The sequence below is a fragment of the Nonomuraea sp. NPDC002799 genome (genome assembly GCF_053592075.1).
In genome coordinates, this window is sequence record NZ_JBSFVA010000019.1 from 49,298 (window position 1) to 65,759 (window position 16,462).

The window sequence follows — 16,462 nt, forward strand, 5'->3', positions numbered from 1 at the left end:
TCGCTCGCTACGGGTGTCCTGATCCGGCGTGCACGGTGGGTCTGCGGCCCAGCGCGTACAACGAGATCAGCACCACGACGCCGACGGCGAGCCAGATCAGGCCGGCCACCTGCGCCAGGATGTTGGCGTTGATCACGACGAAGATCAGGATGCCCATCCCGATCAGCGGCGCGACCAGATGCGACCACACGTCCCTGGAGCCCCCGCGCACCGCGTAGTGCACGATCACCGACACGTGCAGGACCACGAAGGCGACCATGGCCCCCATGTTGACCAGGCTCGTGAGCAGGTCGACGCCGTCGGGGCGGCCGGACATCCAGAGCCCGACGCCCACGGAGAGCAGCGAGATGAGCAGGATGGCGTTGGCGGGCACCGAGTGCCGCACCGACACCTTGGCGAGGAACGAGGGAAGCTGGCGGTCGCGCGCCATCGCGTACAGCAGGCGTGACACCGCCACCTGGGCGACCAGGGTGTTGGCGATGCCCCAGGAGACGGCGGTGGCCGTCGAGGTGAGGTGCCTGAGCCACTCGCCGCCGGCGACGGCGGCCGCGTCGTAGAACGCGGTGCCGCTCTCCTTGACCAGCAGTCCCCCGGGGTCGGGCACCAGCAGGGCGGCCACCCAGACCTGGGCGATGAAGAGCACGCCCGCCAGCACCAGCGCCAGCCGCATGGCCCTGCCGACCTGTTCGAAGCCGCCGGTGGACTCCTCGACCAGCATGCTGATCCCGTCGAAGCCGAGGAAGGACAACACCGCCACCGAGACCGCGGCGAACAGCACCGGCCAGGAGAAGGTGTCCAGGTTGAACAGCGGGGAGAGACTGAACCCGCGGCCCTCGCCCTGGAGCAGCGCCCACACGCCGGCCAGGAGGAACAGCGCGAGGACGACCAGCTCACCGATGATCAGGACCCGGGTGAGCTTGATCGTCATCCGGATGCCGCGCAGGTTGATCGCCGTGTTGACGGCCACGAAGATGACCAGCCAGCCCCACACCGGCACCTGCGGCACGGTGGAGTTCATGGCGATGGCCGCCACCAGGTAGAGCAGGCACGGCACGAGGATGTAGTCGAGCAGGATCATCCAGCCGGTCAGGAACCCGACCGGCGGGGCGATGCCGCGGCCCGCGTAGTTGTAGACCGACCCCGACAGCGGGAACGCCTTCACCATCTGCGCGTAGGAGGCGGCGGTGAACAGCAGCGCGACCAGCCCGACGATGTACGCCAGGACCGGCATGCCGCCGGATCGCGCATAGACGAGACCGAATATCGCGAACGGGGCGATCGGCACCATGAACACCAGGCCGTAGAACACGAGGTCGGTCAGACCGACCCCGCGACGTAACTCCTGCCGGTAACCGAACCGCTCGATGTTCTCTTGTGTGCGCACGACAGGTCTCTCCAAGTCGTCATGCTGGCCGGGGGGCGATTCGGTGATCCTTCCGCAGCGGGACCCCACGTCGCAAGACGGATGGCGGTGATGCGCCACAAGTGAGCCGATGCGCCGGCCCGGAACCCCGATCAGCCGAGCCGATGTGCCTTACCAGAGCCTCGATCAGCCGAGCCGGGCCGCCAGGCCGTCGAGCACCCGCTGCAGCCCGTAGTCGAAGGCGTCGTCGTTGGACGTGGCCACGTCGCCACCTCGCTGCGCCTCATACCGGGCCCGCAACCGCGGGTAGGCGCGCACGGCCCGCTCGGCCGCCGGCCACAACCGCTCGGCCCACTCCTGCTCGCTCTGCCCGCTGCGCGCCACCATCGACACCCACGCGGCCTCGCTGGTGGACACCCCGAGCACGTAGGCGGTCACCGTGTTCATCGCCCGGTCGGCCTCGTCGAGGGGGAATCCGGCGGTCTCGAAGACGGCGAGCATGTGCTCGGTGTGCCGCAACATGTTGGGCCCGAGGTAGGCCAGGCCGATCTCGCCGAGCTTGGCGGCGATCCAGGGATGGCGCAGGATCGTCGCGCGCAGGCTGCGGCCCATCCGGGTCACGGCCGCCCGCCAGTCGCCGCCGTCCTCGGCGCCGGCCAGGGGCACCCTCCATAGACCTCGTCCACGGCCAGCTCGCACAGCGCACCCACGAAGCCCTGATGCCGGGCTGAGCGGGTCAGGTCAGGGGAACAGCTCGCGCAGTTGTGCGACGACTCCCACGATCGCCGACACCTCGGCCGCCCTGACCGACAGCCGCTGGAGCGCGTCGAGGACCCGCGACCGGTCCGGGTCGGCCTCCGCCAGCTCGCGCCGGATGTCGGCCGCGTCCCTGCGCGCCCGCGCGGGCTCGGCCAGGTCGGCCTCGTGCTCCTGGAGCAGCCGCTCGAGCCGCTCCAGGAGCCGGCCGGCCGGGTCGTCCGCCGGGGCGAGGTTGTTGACGGTGGCGCGGGCGTCCGGGCCCATCGCGATGGGCCCGCTGACGTGACCACCGCTGACGTGCATGCCGTATTCGGTCCCCATGGCAGCCTTCCTCATCTCTGGTTGTTGACGGTCGCCGACGCCTGCGGGCCGAAGGCGATGGGCCCGCTCACCGTTCCGCCCGCGCCCACGTTGACCGTGTTCATGGTCACGCCGGCCGCCTGCAACCGGTAGGCGCCCGTCTCGATCCCGCGCTTGTCCAGGAAGTCGAGCACGGCCTCGGTGAGCCGCTGCTCGATCATCCGGGTGTACTTGGCGACGTCGAGCGTCTGGATGTGGGTCTGCAGGTCCGCGCTCGCCGCCAGCTCCCGCACGCTGAAGCGGGCGCCGTACGGGTAGACGATGTGCTTGCGGGGGTCGGGGACCGTCATGGACTGCTGGACGGCCTGGATCGCCGTGCGCGCCACCCGGACGGGGGCGGCCAGGACGTCGCGCAACAACCGCAGCTTCAGCACTCTGAGGGCCTCCCACGCGATCCGCACGCCCGTCATCGTGGGCAGCATATCGACCACGTGGTACGGCCCGAGCACCGGCGGCAGCACGGTGACCACGAACTGCGTGTAGAGCATCCGCCCCTCGACGGCCAGGTGGATGAAGGCCGACGTCATCGCCTCCTGGTCCTCGGCGGGGGCGACGAGGTGACCGGCGGAGTCGCGGATCTCCTGGCCGTCGTTGTTGATGGTGACACGCTGGTAGTAGCGCACACCGCCCTGGGGATGGCGGATGACGGCCTCGATCTCGCCGGCCGTGGCCTCGAACTTGGGCAGGCCGCCCCTGCCGATCATCGGGTGCGCCACGGGGGTCCGGCCGCGGTGCCAGTCGGTGACCGTGAAGATGCCTCTCGTCACCACATGGTCGCCGAGGTCGAGCCGCTGGATGCCCTCGTTGGGCCGCAGAACGCTGTCGCGCATCTCCCTGAGCCGTTCGCGGACGAAGGCGTGCAGCTCCACCGGATCGACGTCGACGGGCTCGTCCCGCCGCGCGCCGCCCCGGCCGTCGCGTACGCGGTCGAGCTCTACGGCGATCGACCAGGACCGTTCGACGCGCCCGGCGCCCATGAACGCGTTCTCGTTGCCGTACATCGTCACGTTGCCCCACTGGGCCCGGCGGATGTAGTCGAGCCGGCGGGCCGTCTTGGTGCTGACGGCCCTGGTGCTCGGCTCGGGGGTGCCCGGCCGCAGCGTCCCGGCCAGGGTCAGGTAGATCGCCACCCGGTAGACGAGGACGACCGCGAGCGTGGCCGCCGGGATGAAGAACAGGTCTCCCGCCAAGCCGTCGCCGGACGCGGCGGGCTCCGGCCCGGAGGAGCTCTCGTACGACGACCCGGCGCCGAGCACCTGCTCCATCGAGGATGCGAGCTGCGGCCAGGCCGCCACCACGAACGGCGCCAGCACGCCGCAGGCCGCCCAGAGCCAGATCGCCGCCCGCAGGCGCAGCGGCCCGCGCCGGACGGCCTCGACGGTGAGGAGCACGAAGGGGAGCAGGGCGAGCAGCCACATCAGCGTGGTCAGCGGGGTGAACACGAGGCCGACGGCGAAGAGCACGGTGATCAGGCCGTCGCGGACGGCGAGGATCGCGCGGGAACGACGGCAGTGATGGAGCACCGGCATGAGGTCGAAGCCGCCATAGGAGGGCGGGACCGCGCGATAGGGGTCGGACAGCAGCTCGCCGAGCACTTTGTCGCGGAAAGCGTGGTCGAGATAGGCGGCGGCGCAGAGATATCGCGTCGCGTTGCCGAGAAACGGCGCGCCCGCGTCGTAGTCGGCCGGATGGCGCTGACCGGCGGACGAGCTGTCGACGACCATGGTCCTCCTCTTATTCGCGTTCAAGGCGAGCTTAAGGGAGGGAAATAAATTATTCTCACGCCAAGGAAAATCACCGGCTCGCGCCGGATAAACAATTAATTACCGGCATTTGTCCGGCTTCATTGGAATATGCAGGAGGGCGCATTGACCCACGAAACCGCTGCCAGCCGTCAATGTGCACGCTGCGGAGCGCGCGTCGGCGATCAGCCCCGGTGCCCCCGGTGCCGGCGCCCTCTCTCCCCGGCGACCGGCGGGCCGCCCGGCCCGGCCGAAAGCATGACCGGCGGGCCGCCCGTCCCGGCCTACCAGGAGTTCGGCCCGGCCCAGCGGGAGCCCGGCCCCGCGTACCGGGAGCACGGTCCGGCTCACCAGGTGGCCGAGCCGCCGCGGCGGCTCACGCGCGCCTGGCGGCCGGCGGTGCTCGTCGGCCTGCCGGCGGCCGTTCTCGTCGCGGCCCTGACCTGGTGGATCATGGCCCCCGGCCCGTCCACCCCGAGCCGGGCGAGCCGTACGGACCAGAACGCCCCCGCCGTCGCCGTCCCGACGGGCACTCCCACGCCCACGGCCACGCAGGCGGCCGGCGAGACGACCCCGTCGCCCGCGGACGCCGCCGGGCAGGCGGCGAAGATGAACGACCTGCTCACCCGGAGCAGTGCGACCCGGGCGAACCTCTCCCACGCCATCACCGGCGCGGGCCGGTGCGACCGCGACGGGGTGGACACCATCCGGGACGTCACGGCGAGCCGCCGCGCCCAGCTCGCCGCCGCCAGGACCCTCGCCGTGACGGCGCTGCCCGGCGGCGCCGAGCTCAAGGACGCCCTGGTCGACGCGCTGCACTCCTCGTACGAGGCCGACGCCGCCTTCCTGGCCTGGGCCCGCCGCCATGTCCGGGGTGGTTGCACGGCCTCCATCCAGGACGACCGCGACCACCGGCGCGGACTGGCCAGGTCCGAGGCGGCGCAGCGGGCGAAGACACGATTCGCGCGGGAGTGGCGGTCGCTCGCGGACGCGTACGATCTCACCGCCTGGAAAGCGAGCCAAATCTGATATTTCATAAATATGAAGGGGAATGCTGGCCGATTTTCGCATTTCATCGGACACTGGGCGTTCGGCCAACAAGATGAAGGAGCCCTTGATGTTCATGACGCGCTCTCTGTTCAGGTTGGCGGCCGGCGCGGCGGCAGGTTACCTGTTCGCGGTCCGGCCCTGGCACCTGCGCTGGGGTGCCGACGACCGCGAGACGCACGGGGAGATGGCGGGGGACGACATCGTCACGTCACCGCAGTACCAGGCGACCCGCGCGCTCACCGTCGACGCCCCCGCCGCGTCGGTCTGGGCCTGGCTGATCCAGCTCGGCGCCTACCGGCCGGGCGCCCAGCGGCCGGAGACCCCGGAGGCAGGCGCCGAGCGGCAGGAGTTCAAGGTCGGCGACGTCCTGCCCGGCTCGCCCGAGAGCGCGGGGTTCATCGTGGAGCGGTCGGACCCGCCGCACACCCTGGTGCTGGCCCAGCGCGGGGCCGACGCGACCACCAGCTCCTCGATCTCTCTACGCGAGATCGAGGGCGGCACCCGGCTGGTCTTCCGCGTCCGCTGCCGCGCCCAGCCCACCGTGCGCGGCACCACGCTCATCGCCGCGATGGACGTGGGCGACTTCCTGGCGATGCGCCGGCGCCTGCTCACCATCAAGGAGCGCGCCGAGTCCACCCACTGACGGCTCAACCGGCCGCGGCCGCGCACCCGTGCCGCGGCCCCCAGCCTCCGCGCGGGTGTTGACGAACCCCCGTCCCGGCGCTTACGTTTCCGGCGATCAGCGAAACATATCGCTATGTGCCCGAAATTTTCGGAGGCGTCATGTTACGAGCAGTCGTCGCTATCTCCTTGCTCGGTCTCCCGGCCGTGAGCTCGCCCCCGCCCCCGGCCATCACCGTGAACGAGCGCGTCCGGCATCAGGAGATCGACGGCTTCGGCGTCTCCCAGGCCTTCCGGCGCAACGAACTGCTCAAAACGCTCACCCCTGCCCAGCAGCGCGAGGTCCTCGACCTGTGGTTCGACCGGACCAAGGGCGCCGGGCTCAGCATCCTGCGGCTCGGCATCGGCTCCTCCCCCGCCGGCAGCCCGTACGACCACATGGTCTCGATGCAGCCCGAGGACCCCGGCGGCCCGGACGCGCCGCCGCGCTACGCCTGGGACGGCGACGACAACAGCCAGGTCTGGGTGGCCAAGGAGGCCCAGGCGTACGGGGTGCGGCGGTTCTTCGCCGACGCCTGGAGCGCGCCCGGCTACATGAAGGACAACGGCGACGACAAGAACGGCGGCACGCTGAAGCCCGAGTGGCAGCGGGCCTACGCGAACTACCTGGTGGCGTACACGAAGTTCTACGCCGGGGAAGGCATCAAGATCACTGATCTGGGCTTCACGAACGAGCCCGACTGGACGGCCACGTACGCCTCCATGCGTTTCACCCCTGAGCAGGCCGCCCAGTTCGTCAAGGTGCTCGGCCCGGTGGCCAAGGGCGTGCGGCTCGTCTGCTGCGACTCCTTCGGGTGGAACGAGGCCAAGGCGTACACGGCCGCGATCGAGGCCGACCCCGAGGCCCGCCGCTGGGTGAAGACGCACACGGGGCACACCTACGCCAGCCCCGTGGACGCGCCGTTGCCGACCGGCCGCAGGACCTGGATGTCGGAGTGGAACCCCAACGGGACCACCTGGAACGAGAGCTGGGACGACGGCAGCGGCTACGACGGGTTCACGATCGCCTCGGCCGTCCACGACGCGCTGACGCTCGGCGACGTCAGCGCCTACGTCTACTGGCTGGGCGGCTCGCGCGGCGCGACCAGGGCGCTGCTCCAGATCGACGACACGGCCAAGACGTATCACGTGTCCAAGCGGTTGTGGGCGCTGGCGGCGTACAGCAGGTTCATCAGGCCGGGCGCGGTCCGGCTGGAGGCGTCGGCGGCCGACCCGGCGCTGAAGGTCTCGGCGTTCCGCAACCCCGACGGGAGCCGCGTCGTCGAGGTGCTCAACACCGGCGCCGCGCCCGTCACGTGGCACGGCGTGCGGGGCCGGGCCACCGCCTACCTGACGGACACGGCGAACTCGCTGACCCCGTCCGCGGTGACGGGCCGCGCGGTGACGCTCCAGCCGCGGGCCCTCACCACCATCGTCATCCGCTGAAAGGGCGTGGCTCAGCCCTTCGTGCCGGTGTGGGCGATGCCCTGGATGAACTGGCGCTGCAGGAACACGAAGACGGCGATCACGGGAAGCGAGGCGAGCAGCGAGCCGGCCATCAGGACCGGATAGTCGGTCTGGTACTGCCCCTGCAGCGCGGCCAGTCCGGCCGACAACGTCATCTTCGCCGGGTCGGTGTTGACCACCAGCGGCCAGAACAGGTCGTTCCACGCCCAGAGCAGGGTGAGGATGCCCAGCGCGACCAGCCCGGGCCGGGCCAGCGGCAACATGATCGACCAGTAGACGCGCACGGGCCCCGCCCCGTCGAGCCTGGCCGCCTCCTCCAGCTCGCGCGGCAACCCCAGGAAGAACTGCCGCAGCAGGAACACGCCGAACGCGCTGAACAACCCCGGCACGATGATCGCCTGAAGACTGTTGAGCCAGCCGAGCGAGGACATGATCTGGTACTGCGGGATGACGAAGAGTTGCGGCGGCACCATCAGCACCGACAGGAAGACGCCGAACAGCAGGTTCCGGCCGGGGAAGCGCAGCCGGGCGAAGGCGTAGGCCGCCATCGAGCAGAACAGCACCTGCCCGGCCACCCGGCCCCCCGCCATCAGCACGGTGTTGAGGAACTGGTCGCCGAACGGCAGGAGGTCGAAGACCTTCGCGTAGTTGTCCCAGCGCCCCTCGGGCAGGAACGTCGGCGGCACCGCCGTGGCGCTGCTCAGCGTCTTCAGCGAGGTGATGACCTGCCAGACGAACGGGGCCACCATCGCCAGCGACGACGCGATCAGGATCGCGTGCACGCCGAACCCGCGACGCTCAGACATAGTGCACCCACCTGCGCTGGAGCCGGAACTGCACGATCGTCAGCGCCGCGATGAGCACGAGCAGCGCGATCACGATGGCGGCCGCGTAACCGCGGTCGTTGGTGACGAAGGCCCGCTCGTAGAAGAGCTGCACCACGGTCTGCAACCGCGTGTACGCCGGGTTGGCCCGCGCCGACTGCCCCGAGCCGGTCATCACGAAGACCAGGTCGAAGAGCTGCAGCGAGCCGATCACCGACACGATCGAGATGAAGAACGCCGTCGGCGACAACATCGGCAGCGTGATCCTGAAGAACTGGGCCACCCGGCCCGCGCCGTCGAGGGACGCGGCCTCGTACAGCTCCTTCGGGATGGCCTGCATCCCGGCCAGGAAGATGATCAGGTTGTAGCCGATGCTGCTCCAGACGCCCACCACGACCAGCGCGTACATCGCCGTGGCCGGGTCGGCGATCCAGTTGGGCCCGTCCACGCCGAAGACCGCGAGCACCTGGTTGACCAGGCCGTAGTCACCGTTGTAGAGCCAGCGCCAGAGCATCGCGACCGCGACCGGCATGGTGACGACGGGCAGGAAGAACGCCGTCCGGTACACGCCGGCGGCCCGCAGGCCCGGCCGGTTGAGCAGGGCGGCGAACACGATCGCCAGCGGGATCCCGGCCAGGCCGAGCGCGGTGTAGGCGAGCGTGTTCAGCACGGCCTGGCCCACCTCGGGGTCGGTGGCGAGCCGGGCGTAGTTCTCCAGGCCCACCCAGGTGTGCCCGCCGAAGACGCCCCACTCGGTGAAGGAGAAGTAGGCGGTCTGGAGCACCGGCCACAGGTAGAAGATCGCCAGGCCGAGCCCTGTGGGGGCGATGAACGCATACCCCCACAGGGCCTCGGTCCACGCTCGGCGCGCCTTCGCCGCGGGTGCGTCCCGGGCGGGCCGCGCGGTGGTGGTCACGTCACTCCTTGGCCAGCAGGTCGTTCATCCCGGCCGCCAGGTTCGCGGCCGCCTGGTCGATCGGCACCTCGCCGGTCCACGCCTTGGTGAGGTGCGTCAGCTCCGCCTCCTGCCAGGCGGCGGTGTTCTTGGAGACCGGGTACGGCACCGCGTACGCCACGGCGTCGAGGAAGACCTGGAGCTTCAGCTCGGGATGGGCGCTCACCCACGCGGCCTGGGTGCCGTTGTAGGCCGGGATCGGCCCCTTCCGGCCGAGCAGGTCGGCGGCCGGCTTGGAGCCGAGGAACTTGACGAACTCCAGCGCCTCGGCCGGGTGCCCGGACTTGGCCGACACCACGTTGGCGACACCGTGGATGATCGTGGCCTGCTTCTCCCCCTTCGGCAGCGGGGCCACGTCGACCTTGTCCTTGGTGTAGTCGTTCTTGGTGAACTCGGCCACGTCCCACGACCCGCCCCAGTACATCGCCAGCTTGCCGGCCTCGAAGAGCTGGAGCGGGGCGGTGTCGGTCATGGTCTTGAGGTCGGGCGACTGCTTGGCGGCGATCAGGTCGGTCCAGAACCGCAGGCCCTCGATGGTCTTCGGGTCGTCGTAGCCGGACTTCTTGCCGTCCGGCGAGATCACGTGGCCGCCGGCCTGGTAGATGGTGTTGTACTGGTATTCCTGGAAGCTCGTGAGCTGCGCGCCGACCGCGTAGACGCCCTTGCCGGCGTCGGTGAGCTTGGCGCCGGCCGCCTTGAAGTCGGCCCAGGTCCAGTCGTCGGCCGGATATTTCACCTTCGCGGCGTCGAAGAGCGTCTTGTTGTACCAGACGCCGACCGTGTCCATGTCCTTCGGCAGGCCGTACAGCTTGCCGTCGTAGGTGTAGAGGTCCACCAGGGGTTGGGGGTAGACCGACGTGTCGATCCGCTCCGTGATCGGGGCGATCACGCCGTTGGAGGCGTAGAGCTGGAAGTTCGGGCCGTTCATCCAGAACACGTCCGGGGCCGCGCCGCCGGTCACCGCGGCCTTCATCTTCGTCCAGTAGTCCGCCCACGGTGTGAGCTGGACGTTGACCGCGATGTTCGGGTGCGTCTTGGTGAACTCCGTGGCCAGCTCCTGCATGACGGCCTGCTGGGTGGCGTCCCAGACGCCGTAGGACAGCGTCACCTTCTCCTGCGACTGAGCTCCGGTGCCGGCCTGCTCAGTGCCCGCGCACGCGGAGGCGAGCAGTGCCGCGCAGAGGAGCGCCGCACCGTGCCGTGCCGACTTCCACATCTCCCGGTCCTCTCGTAGAACGTGGGAGTAATGATGGAGTCCAGTGAAATTTTCTTCAAGAGCTGGGTGTGTTACAGATGGCTCACGAGCGAGGTGCGGCCGTCGAGCACCCGCTCCTCGACGTCGTCGAGGGCCAGCCGGACGGCGCCTAGCACCACGCCCTCGTCGCCCAGCGCCGACATGCGGACTTCGGGGGTGCGGATGCACCAGCGGTCGAGCTCGCGCCTGAGCGGCTCGATGAGCACGTCGGCCGAGCGCGAGAAGCCGCCGCCGACCACGACCATCTGCGGATCCAGCGCCAATACCAGCGCGGACGCGCCGAGCGCCAGGTCTTTGACATAGCGCCGTACGGCGGCGACCGCGGCCTTGTCGCCGGCCCGCGCCGCGGCGAACACGTCGCCCGCCTCGCCGTTGGCCGCCTTGAGGTGCTCCTGGGCGCGGATCCAGCCGAGCGCGGGCAGCGCGCCGATCTCGCCGGAGGCGTTGCCGAAGCCCCGGTGCAGCTTGCCGTCGATCACCAGGCCCGCACCCGTGCGCAGCCCGGCCAGCAGGAACACCATGTCCTTGGCGTAACGGGCCACGCCGCGCCAGCGCTCGGCCAGGGCGGCGAGCTTGCTGTCGTTCTCGACCAGCGCGGGCGCGGGCACCAGGCGCCGCACGTGCGCGGCCAGGTCGACGCCCGTCCACTCGGGCAGCGCCTCCGACAACATCACCCGTCCCGCGCCGTCCACCAGGCCGGTCGTGCCGACGCCGGAGGCCCACACCTCGCCGCCGGTCAGCCCGGCCTCCTCCAGGCAGGTCGTGATCGCCTCGTCCACCGCCGCCAGCCGCTCGGCCCGGCCCATCTCGGGCGTGACCCGCACGTGGGTGCCGGCGCCGACGTCGCCGTCGAGGTCGGCGACGACGGCGCGGATCTTGTGCCCGCCGATGTCGACGCCGAGCACCCGCCCCGCGTCGGCCTTGAACCGGTAGCGCCTGGCCGGCCGGCCCACCCCGCCCGCGGTCGCGCCGGCCTCGGCCACCCAGCCCTTGCCCAGCAGCTCGCGGACCACGTCCTCGGTGGACGCGCGGGACAACCCCGTGCGCTTGGCGACCTCCGTGAGCGTGAGCGACGGCTGACCCTGCAGCGCCTTGATCACGGCGAGCGCGTTGAGCTGTCTGAGTCGTGACAGGTCCCCGCCGCTCAGTTCCCCGGCCATCGGCCCCCCTTGCTGTCCGCTGTCCAAGACCGAATAATGATGCTTTCCATGATATTTCGTCGGGGAAGGTTCCATGACTGAGGTGACTCTAGCCGTCGTGGGCGGTGGCCTGCGAGGGCTGACCTACGCGCGCCGCGCGCAGGCCACGGGCGCGGGGCGGGTGGTGGCGGTGGCGGAGCCCGACCCGGAGCGCCGCGCCGCCTTCGCCGCGGAGTTCGGCATCGCGGCCGAGGCGGCGTACGTGGGGTGGAAGGAGCTGGCGGCGGCTGGCCGGGTCACGGACGCGGTCGTCATCGCCACGCACGACCGGCTGCACGCCGATCCCGCGGTGACGCTGGCGGACCTCGGTTACCACATTCTCCTGGAGAAGCCGATGGCCACCACCGAGCGGGAGGCGGCCAGGATCGCCGAGGCGGCCCGGCGCAACGGCATCCTGCTGGCCGTCTGCCACGTGTTGCGGTACACGCCGTACACGCGGGTGGTGAAGGACCTGCTCGGCAGCGGGCGGATCGGGCGGCTGGTCAGCGTCCAGCACCTCGAACCCGTCGGGTGGTGGCACCAGGCCCACTCGTTCGTGCGCGGGCACTGGCGGCGCCAGGACACCTCGGCGCCGATGTTGCTGGCCAAGGCGTGCCACGACATCGACTGGCTGGTCCACCTCTTCGAGCGGCCGCCCGCCCGGATCTCGTCGTTCGGCTCGCTGTCGCACTTCCGCGCCGCCGACCGGCCCGCCGAGGCCGCCGGCCGGTGCCTGGACTGCCCGCTGGAGCCGTCGTGCCCGTACTCGGCCAAGCGCCTCTACCTGGGCTGCCTGGGGGATGCCGACAGCGAGTTCTGGCCGCTGTCGGCGGTCACGTCCGGGCGTACCGAGGAGGACGTCCTGGAGGCGCTGCGGACGGGGCCGTACGGGCGCTGCGTGTACGCCTGCGACAACGACGTGGTGGATCACCAGGAGGTGGTGATGGAGTTCGACGACGGGGCGACGTGCTCGTTCACGATGAGCGCGTTCACGCCCATGGAGCACCGGCGCACCCGGTTGTTCGGCACCCACGGCTACATCGACGGGGACGGGCGCACGCTGCGGCTGGTGGACTTCAGGACGGGCGAGGAGCAGCAGATCGACACCGGCGAGACGGCCGGGGCGCCGGGGGCGGGGGCGTCGGCGGCCGACGGGCATGGGGGCGGCGACGAGGGGCTCACCGACGCCTTCCTCGCCGCCGTCGCCTCGAACGACCCGTCACTGCTGCGGTCGGACGCGGCCGAGAGCCTGATGACCCATCGCGTGGTGTGGGCGGCCGAGCGGGCCCGCCTCACCGGCTCGGTCGTCACGCTCTGACCCCCTGAACTCGAATGCGGTTCAAGGGCGTGTGCAAACGAAAATGGTGATGGTCACCGTTAGCATGTGTCCCGCGACAATGAGTGATGTTCGCGTTCTTGGCCGTACGTCCATTCGTCTTGCCGGGCGCAGGCCAGCCACTCACGACAAAAGGGACCTGATATGAGGTTTTTCACCCATAGCGGCGGCGCCGGCCAGATGAGGCGGCTGCTCGCGAGCGGCGCCCTGGCGACGCTCACCCTGGCGGCGCTCCCCGGGACGCCCGCCCACGCGACGGCGCCCCGGCCGCACGACCCGCTCGTGGAGATCGAGACGTTCGCCGACCGGTGCTTCGACGTGGCGAACATCAGTACGGAGGACGGGGCGCCGATCATCCAGTACGGCTGCGACGGAGAGTCGCATCAGCACTTCCGGATGCGGCGCCTGGGCGGTAACCGGGTGGCGTTCCAGAGCTTCACCGGCAAGTGCCTCGACATCCAGCACGGGAGCCCCCTCGACGGCGCGGCGCTCATCCAGCACCGCTGCCACGGCGGCCCGAACCAGCACTTCTTCCTCGAAAGCGCCAGCCGTGGCCGGGTGGAGATCAGGACCTTCGCCGGCAAGTGCCTCGACGTCTACCGCGGGAGCCTGAGCGACGACACGCCGATCATCCAGTTCTCCTGCGGGAACGTCGCCAACCAGCGGTTCCTGATCAACAACGCCGACGAGTGGTCCAAGGAGCACTGAGCGCGCGAGCCGCCACGGATCGAACGCCGCGGCGGCTCGTCATCGGCGGCACCGGGCCGCTCGGGGCGGCGGCCCGGTGCCGCCCCGCGCCGGGCGGCCCGGTGACCTCCTCAGCCCCACACCTCCTGAGCGGTCTCCACGATCAGCCGCAGCTTGGCGAACTGCTGGTCGGCCGTGAGCCGGTTGCCCTCGACCGTGGAGGAGAACCCGCACTGCGGCGACAGGCAGAGCTGGTCGAGGTCGACGAACTTGGCGGCCTCGTCGATGCGCCGCTTCAGCGTGTCCTTCGACTCCAGCTCGCCGTGCTTGGTCGTGACCAGCCCGAGCACCACCATCTTGCCCGGCGGCACGTAACGCAGCGGCTCGAACCCGCCCGAGCGCTCGTCGTCGAACTCCAGGAAGAACCCGTCCACCTTCAGCTCGCCGAACAGCGCCTCGGCGACGAAGTCGTAGCCGCCGGAGGCCGCCCATGAGGAGCGGAAGTTGCCCCGGCACATGTGCGTCGTGATCGTCATCCCGGCCGGCTTGGCGGCCAGCGCCGCGTTGATCTGCTTGATGTAGCGCAGGTGCATGTGCTCGGCGTCGTCGCCGCGCGAGGTCAGCTCGGCCCGCTGCGCCGGATCGTTGAGGTAGGCCAGGCTGGTGTCGTCGAACTGCAGGTAGGTGCAGCCGAGCGCGCCGATCCTGCGCACCTGCTCGGCGTAGGCAGCGCTGAGGTCGCGCCAGAACTCCTCGACGTCGGGATAGACCTTGGGGTCGATCGCGGCCGGTCCGCCGCGGTAGTGCACCATGCTGGGCGAGGGGATGGTCAGCTTGGGCACGACGCCGTCGGCGACCGTGTCGCGCAGGAAGGCGAAGTCGTCGGCGAAGACGGGCTCGGTCAGCCTGATCCGGTCGTGCACGCGCAGCGCCGCCGGGGTGAACTCGATGTCACCCTGCTCGTTGTGGAAGCGCACGGTGATGTTCTCGTCGGTGGCCTGGCCGATGCCGCCGAGCCGGTAGATGAAGTCCATGTGCCAGGAGGCCCGCCGGAACTCGCCGTCCGTCGCGCTCCGCAGCCCGGTCTCCCCCTGCCTGCGGACGACCTCCCTGATGGCCGCGTCCTCGGCTTCGCGCAGCGCGTCGCCCGTGAGGCTCTCCCGGGCGCGCAACAACCCGGGTGGTCGCAGCAGGCTGCCCACGTGGTCGGCGCGGAAAGGCGGTGAGGTACGCATGACGCGTCATCTCCTCTTGCTCGTACAGGTTGAGCAGGCGTGCGGTGGCGTGCTTGCCGGATCTCTCGTGGCGTTCAGTCTCCGTAGAGCTTGCGGAGCGGGGCTTTGAGCAGCTTGCCCGCCGCGTTCTTGGGTAACTCGGCTACGAATTCCACATATTTCGGGATTTTGAAGCGGGCCAGGCGGCCGTCCAGGTGGGCCAGCACCTCCTCCGCCTCGGCCTTCGTACCGGCCCGCAACACGACCAGGGCCTTGCCCACCTCCCCCCACCTGTCGTCCGGGACCCCGATCACGGCGCACTCGGCGACCGCCGGATGGCCGTACAGCACGCTCTCGACCTCGGCCGGATAGACGTTCTCGCCGCCGGAGATGATCACGTCGGTGAGCCGGTCGGAGATGCGCACGTAGCCGTCCGCGTCGGCGACGCCGACGTCTCCCGAGCGGAACCAGCCGTCGGCCGACAGGGCCTTGGCGCTGTCCTCGGGCCGCCGCCAGTAGCCGGGCATGACGTTCGGGCCCTGGACGTAGACCTCGCCCGGCTCGCCGGGGGCCGCCGCCGAGCCGTCGGGCGTGACCAGGCGGACGTCGGAGAAGAAGCAGGGCACGCCGGCCGCGCCCGTCTTGGCGATGGCGTGCTCGGCCCCGAGGAAGAGGGCGCCGGGAGAGGTCTCGGTCATGCCGTACCCCTGCAGGAACGTCAGCCCCCGCTCCTGGTAGGTCCTGATCAGCGGCTCGGGCACCGGCGCGCCGCCGCACAGCAGGTGGCGCAGGCTGGACAGGTCCGCCCGGTCCCAGCGCGGCGACCGGCTCAGCGAGCCGAACATGGCCGGCACCCCGAACATCACCGTGACCCGCTCCGTCTCGATCAGGTCGAAGGTGCGGTCCACGTCGAAGGAGGGCTCCAGGACGGCCCTGCCGCCCTTGAGCACGGTCGGGATCAGCGTCTGGGCCAGGGCCGCGATGTGGAACAGCGGCGCGCTGATCAGCGTCACCTCGTCGTGCGCGAGCGGCACGTCCACCAGCAGGTTGACGGTGTTCCAGGTCAGGTTGGCGTGGGTGAGCATGGCGCCCTTGGGACGCCCGGTGGTGCCGGAGGTGTACATGATCAGGCACACGTCGTTCTGGCTGACGGGCTCGTCGATCGGCTCGGGCGAGCCGGCGGCCAGCAGCGCCTCGTAATCGGCGGCCGGGACGTGGCGGCCCGGCAGCCCCGCGCCGTCCTGCCCCTCCCCCAGCAGCAGGACCTCCGCCTGCGCGTCCTGGAGGATGAAGCGCAGCTCGGGCGTGGCCAGCCGGGCGTTGAGCGGCACGAAGATCGCCCCGAGCAGCCCCGCCGCGAAGAACGTCTCCACCATCGACGGCTGGTTGACGCCGAGGTAGGCCACCCGCGCGCCCCGGCCCACGCCGAGCGCTGAGGCCAGCCGGTACGTCCGTTCGCGCAGCTCACGGTAGGTCTGATCGCGTCCGCGACAGCTCAGCGCCACCCGTTCAGGTGTCATGCGGGCCCGGCGGGCCGGCCACGAGCCAATCCCCTGATTCCGCATCCGCGCTCCTTGAGGCTTCAGGCCATCAAGTTAGGTCACTACGCAAT

At 70.5% G+C, this 16,462-nt stretch carries 15 protein-coding genes; 5 read left to right on the top strand and 10 right to left on the bottom strand.

Features of this window, described 5'->3' with window-relative positions:
• Window positions 1-7: 7 nt before the first annotated feature.
• The 4 genes from ACWD0F_RS30290 to ACWD0F_RS30305 form a co-directional block, all read right to left on the bottom strand.
• Window positions 8-1,384 carry an APC family permease gene (locus ACWD0F_RS30290; RefSeq protein WP_449881249.1) on the bottom strand — a complete coding sequence of 459 codons (1,377 nt, stop codon included), beginning with the start codon at window positions 1,382-1,384 and terminating at the stop codon, window positions 8-10.
• A 165-nt stretch (window positions 1,385-1,549) separates the two neighbouring features.
• Complete coding sequence (locus tag ACWD0F_RS30295; protein WP_449881251.1) at window positions 1,550-2,029, bottom strand: TetR/AcrR family transcriptional regulator C-terminal domain-containing protein; 480 nt, start codon at window positions 2,027-2,029, stop codon at window positions 1,550-1,552.
• A gap of 75 nt (window positions 2,030-2,104) precedes the next feature.
• Window positions 2,105-2,443, bottom strand: a complete 339-nt coding sequence (locus ACWD0F_RS30300) for a hypothetical protein (protein ID WP_449881253.1) — start codon at window positions 2,441-2,443, stop codon at window positions 2,105-2,107.
• A gap of 11 nt (window positions 2,444-2,454) precedes the next feature.
• Entirely contained in the window at window positions 2,455-4,206 is a 1,752-nt protein-coding gene (locus tag ACWD0F_RS30305) for a hypothetical protein (RefSeq protein ID WP_449881255.1), read from the bottom strand.
• Between the two features lie 276 nt (window positions 4,207-4,482).
• On the opposite strand from ACWD0F_RS30305, the gene ACWD0F_RS30310 reads away from it, so the two are divergent.
• The 3 genes from ACWD0F_RS30310 to ACWD0F_RS30320 all read left to right on the top strand — a co-directional run bounded on the left by ACWD0F_RS30310 (window position 4,483) and on the right by ACWD0F_RS30320 (window position 7,380).
• Entirely contained in the window at window positions 4,483-5,253 is a 771-nt protein-coding gene (locus ACWD0F_RS30310) for a hypothetical protein (protein ID WP_449881257.1), read from the top strand.
• Window positions 5,254-5,347: 94 nt separating this feature from the next.
• Entirely contained in the window at window positions 5,348-5,917 is a 570-nt protein-coding gene (locus ACWD0F_RS30315; protein WP_449881259.1) for a hypothetical protein, read from the top strand.
• A gap of 185 nt (window positions 5,918-6,102) precedes the next feature.
• Complete coding sequence (locus ACWD0F_RS30320; RefSeq protein WP_449881261.1) at window positions 6,103-7,380, top strand: glycoside hydrolase family 30 protein; 1,278 nt, start codon at window positions 6,103-6,105, stop codon at window positions 7,378-7,380.
• An 11-nt stretch (window positions 7,381-7,391) separates the two neighbouring features.
• On the opposite strand, the gene ACWD0F_RS30325 is transcribed toward ACWD0F_RS30320, so the two are convergent.
• From ACWD0F_RS30325 to ACWD0F_RS30340, 4 genes are all read right to left on the bottom strand, one after another.
• Window positions 7,392-8,207: a carbohydrate ABC transporter permease gene (locus ACWD0F_RS30325; RefSeq protein WP_449881263.1), complete on the bottom strand. Its 816-nt coding sequence runs from the start codon at window positions 8,205-8,207 to the stop codon at window positions 7,392-7,394.
• Window positions 8,200-9,141: a carbohydrate ABC transporter permease gene (locus tag ACWD0F_RS30330; RefSeq protein WP_449881265.1), complete on the bottom strand. Its 942-nt coding sequence runs from the start codon at window positions 9,139-9,141 to the stop codon at window positions 8,200-8,202. The genes ACWD0F_RS30325 and ACWD0F_RS30330 overlap by 8 nt, the downstream gene beginning before the upstream one ends.
• A 1-nt stretch (window position 9,142) precedes the next feature.
• Window positions 9,143-10,396: an ABC transporter substrate-binding protein gene (locus ACWD0F_RS30335; protein WP_449881267.1), complete on the bottom strand. Its 1,254-nt coding sequence runs from the start codon at window positions 10,394-10,396 to the stop codon at window positions 9,143-9,145.
• 71 nt (window positions 10,397-10,467) lie between these two features.
• The gene (locus ACWD0F_RS30340; RefSeq protein ID WP_449881269.1) at window positions 10,468-11,595 is read right to left on the bottom strand and encodes an ROK family transcriptional regulator; all 1,128 of its coding nucleotides are present in this window, start codon (window positions 11,593-11,595) and stop codon (window positions 10,468-10,470) included.
• 73 nt (window positions 11,596-11,668) lie between these two features.
• On the opposite strand from ACWD0F_RS30340, the gene ACWD0F_RS30345 reads away from it, so the two are divergent.
• Complete coding sequence (locus ACWD0F_RS30345) at window positions 11,669-12,931, top strand: Gfo/Idh/MocA family protein (RefSeq protein WP_449881271.1); 1,263 nt, start codon at window positions 11,669-11,671, stop codon at window positions 12,929-12,931.
• 162 nt (window positions 12,932-13,093) lie between these two features.
• Window positions 13,094-13,657 (top strand): RICIN domain-containing protein, encoded by a 564-nt coding sequence (locus ACWD0F_RS30350; protein WP_449881273.1) that lies wholly within the window; start codon window positions 13,094-13,096, stop codon window positions 13,655-13,657.
• Window positions 13,658-13,767: 110 nt separating this feature from the next.
• On the opposite strand, the gene ACWD0F_RS30355 is transcribed toward ACWD0F_RS30350, so the two are convergent.
• Window positions 13,768-14,871: a 5-methyltetrahydropteroyltriglutamate--homocysteine S-methyltransferase gene (locus ACWD0F_RS30355; protein ID WP_449881275.1), complete on the bottom strand. Its 1,104-nt coding sequence runs from the start codon at window positions 14,869-14,871 to the stop codon at window positions 13,768-13,770.
• 74 nt (window positions 14,872-14,945) lie between these two features.
• Window positions 14,946-16,415 (bottom strand): acyl-CoA synthetase, encoded by a 1,470-nt coding sequence (locus ACWD0F_RS30360; protein WP_449881277.1) that lies wholly within the window; start codon window positions 16,413-16,415, stop codon window positions 14,946-14,948.
• Window positions 16,416-16,462: the final 47 nt, after the last annotated feature.

Coding starts and splice junctions, on each gene's coding strand:
- ACWD0F_RS30300 (WP_449881253.1), bottom strand. CDS start 2,443: ATGGGGACCGAATACGGCATGCACGTCAGCGGTGGTCACGTCAGCGGG.
- ACWD0F_RS30355 (WP_449881275.1), bottom strand. CDS start 14,871: ATGCGTACCTCACCGCCTTTCCGCGCCGACCACGTGGGCAGCCTGCTG.
- ACWD0F_RS30310 (WP_449881257.1), top strand. CDS start 4,483: ATGACCGGCGGGCCGCCCGTCCCGGCCTACCAGGAGTTCGGCCCGGCC.
- ACWD0F_RS30305 (WP_449881255.1), bottom strand. CDS start 4,206: ATGGTCGTCGACAGCTCGTCCGCCGGTCAGCGCCATCCGGCCGACTAC.
- ACWD0F_RS30350 (WP_449881273.1), top strand. CDS start 13,094: ATGAGGTTTTTCACCCATAGCGGCGGCGCCGGCCAGATGAGGCGGCTG.
- ACWD0F_RS30315 (WP_449881259.1), top strand. CDS start 5,348: ATGACGCGCTCTCTGTTCAGGTTGGCGGCCGGCGCGGCGGCAGGTTAC.
- ACWD0F_RS30340 (WP_449881269.1), bottom strand. CDS start 11,595: ATGGCCGGGGAACTGAGCGGCGGGGACCTGTCACGACTCAGACAGCTC.
- ACWD0F_RS30360 (WP_449881277.1), bottom strand. CDS start 16,415: ATGCGGAATCAGGGGATTGGCTCGTGGCCGGCCCGCCGGGCCCGCATG.
- ACWD0F_RS30335 (WP_449881267.1), bottom strand. CDS start 10,396: ATGTGGAAGTCGGCACGGCACGGTGCGGCGCTCCTCTGCGCGGCACTG.
- ACWD0F_RS30325 (WP_449881263.1), bottom strand. CDS start 8,207: ATGTCTGAGCGTCGCGGGTTCGGCGTGCACGCGATCCTGATCGCGTCG.
- ACWD0F_RS30345 (WP_449881271.1), top strand. CDS start 11,669: ATGACTGAGGTGACTCTAGCCGTCGTGGGCGGTGGCCTGCGAGGGCTG.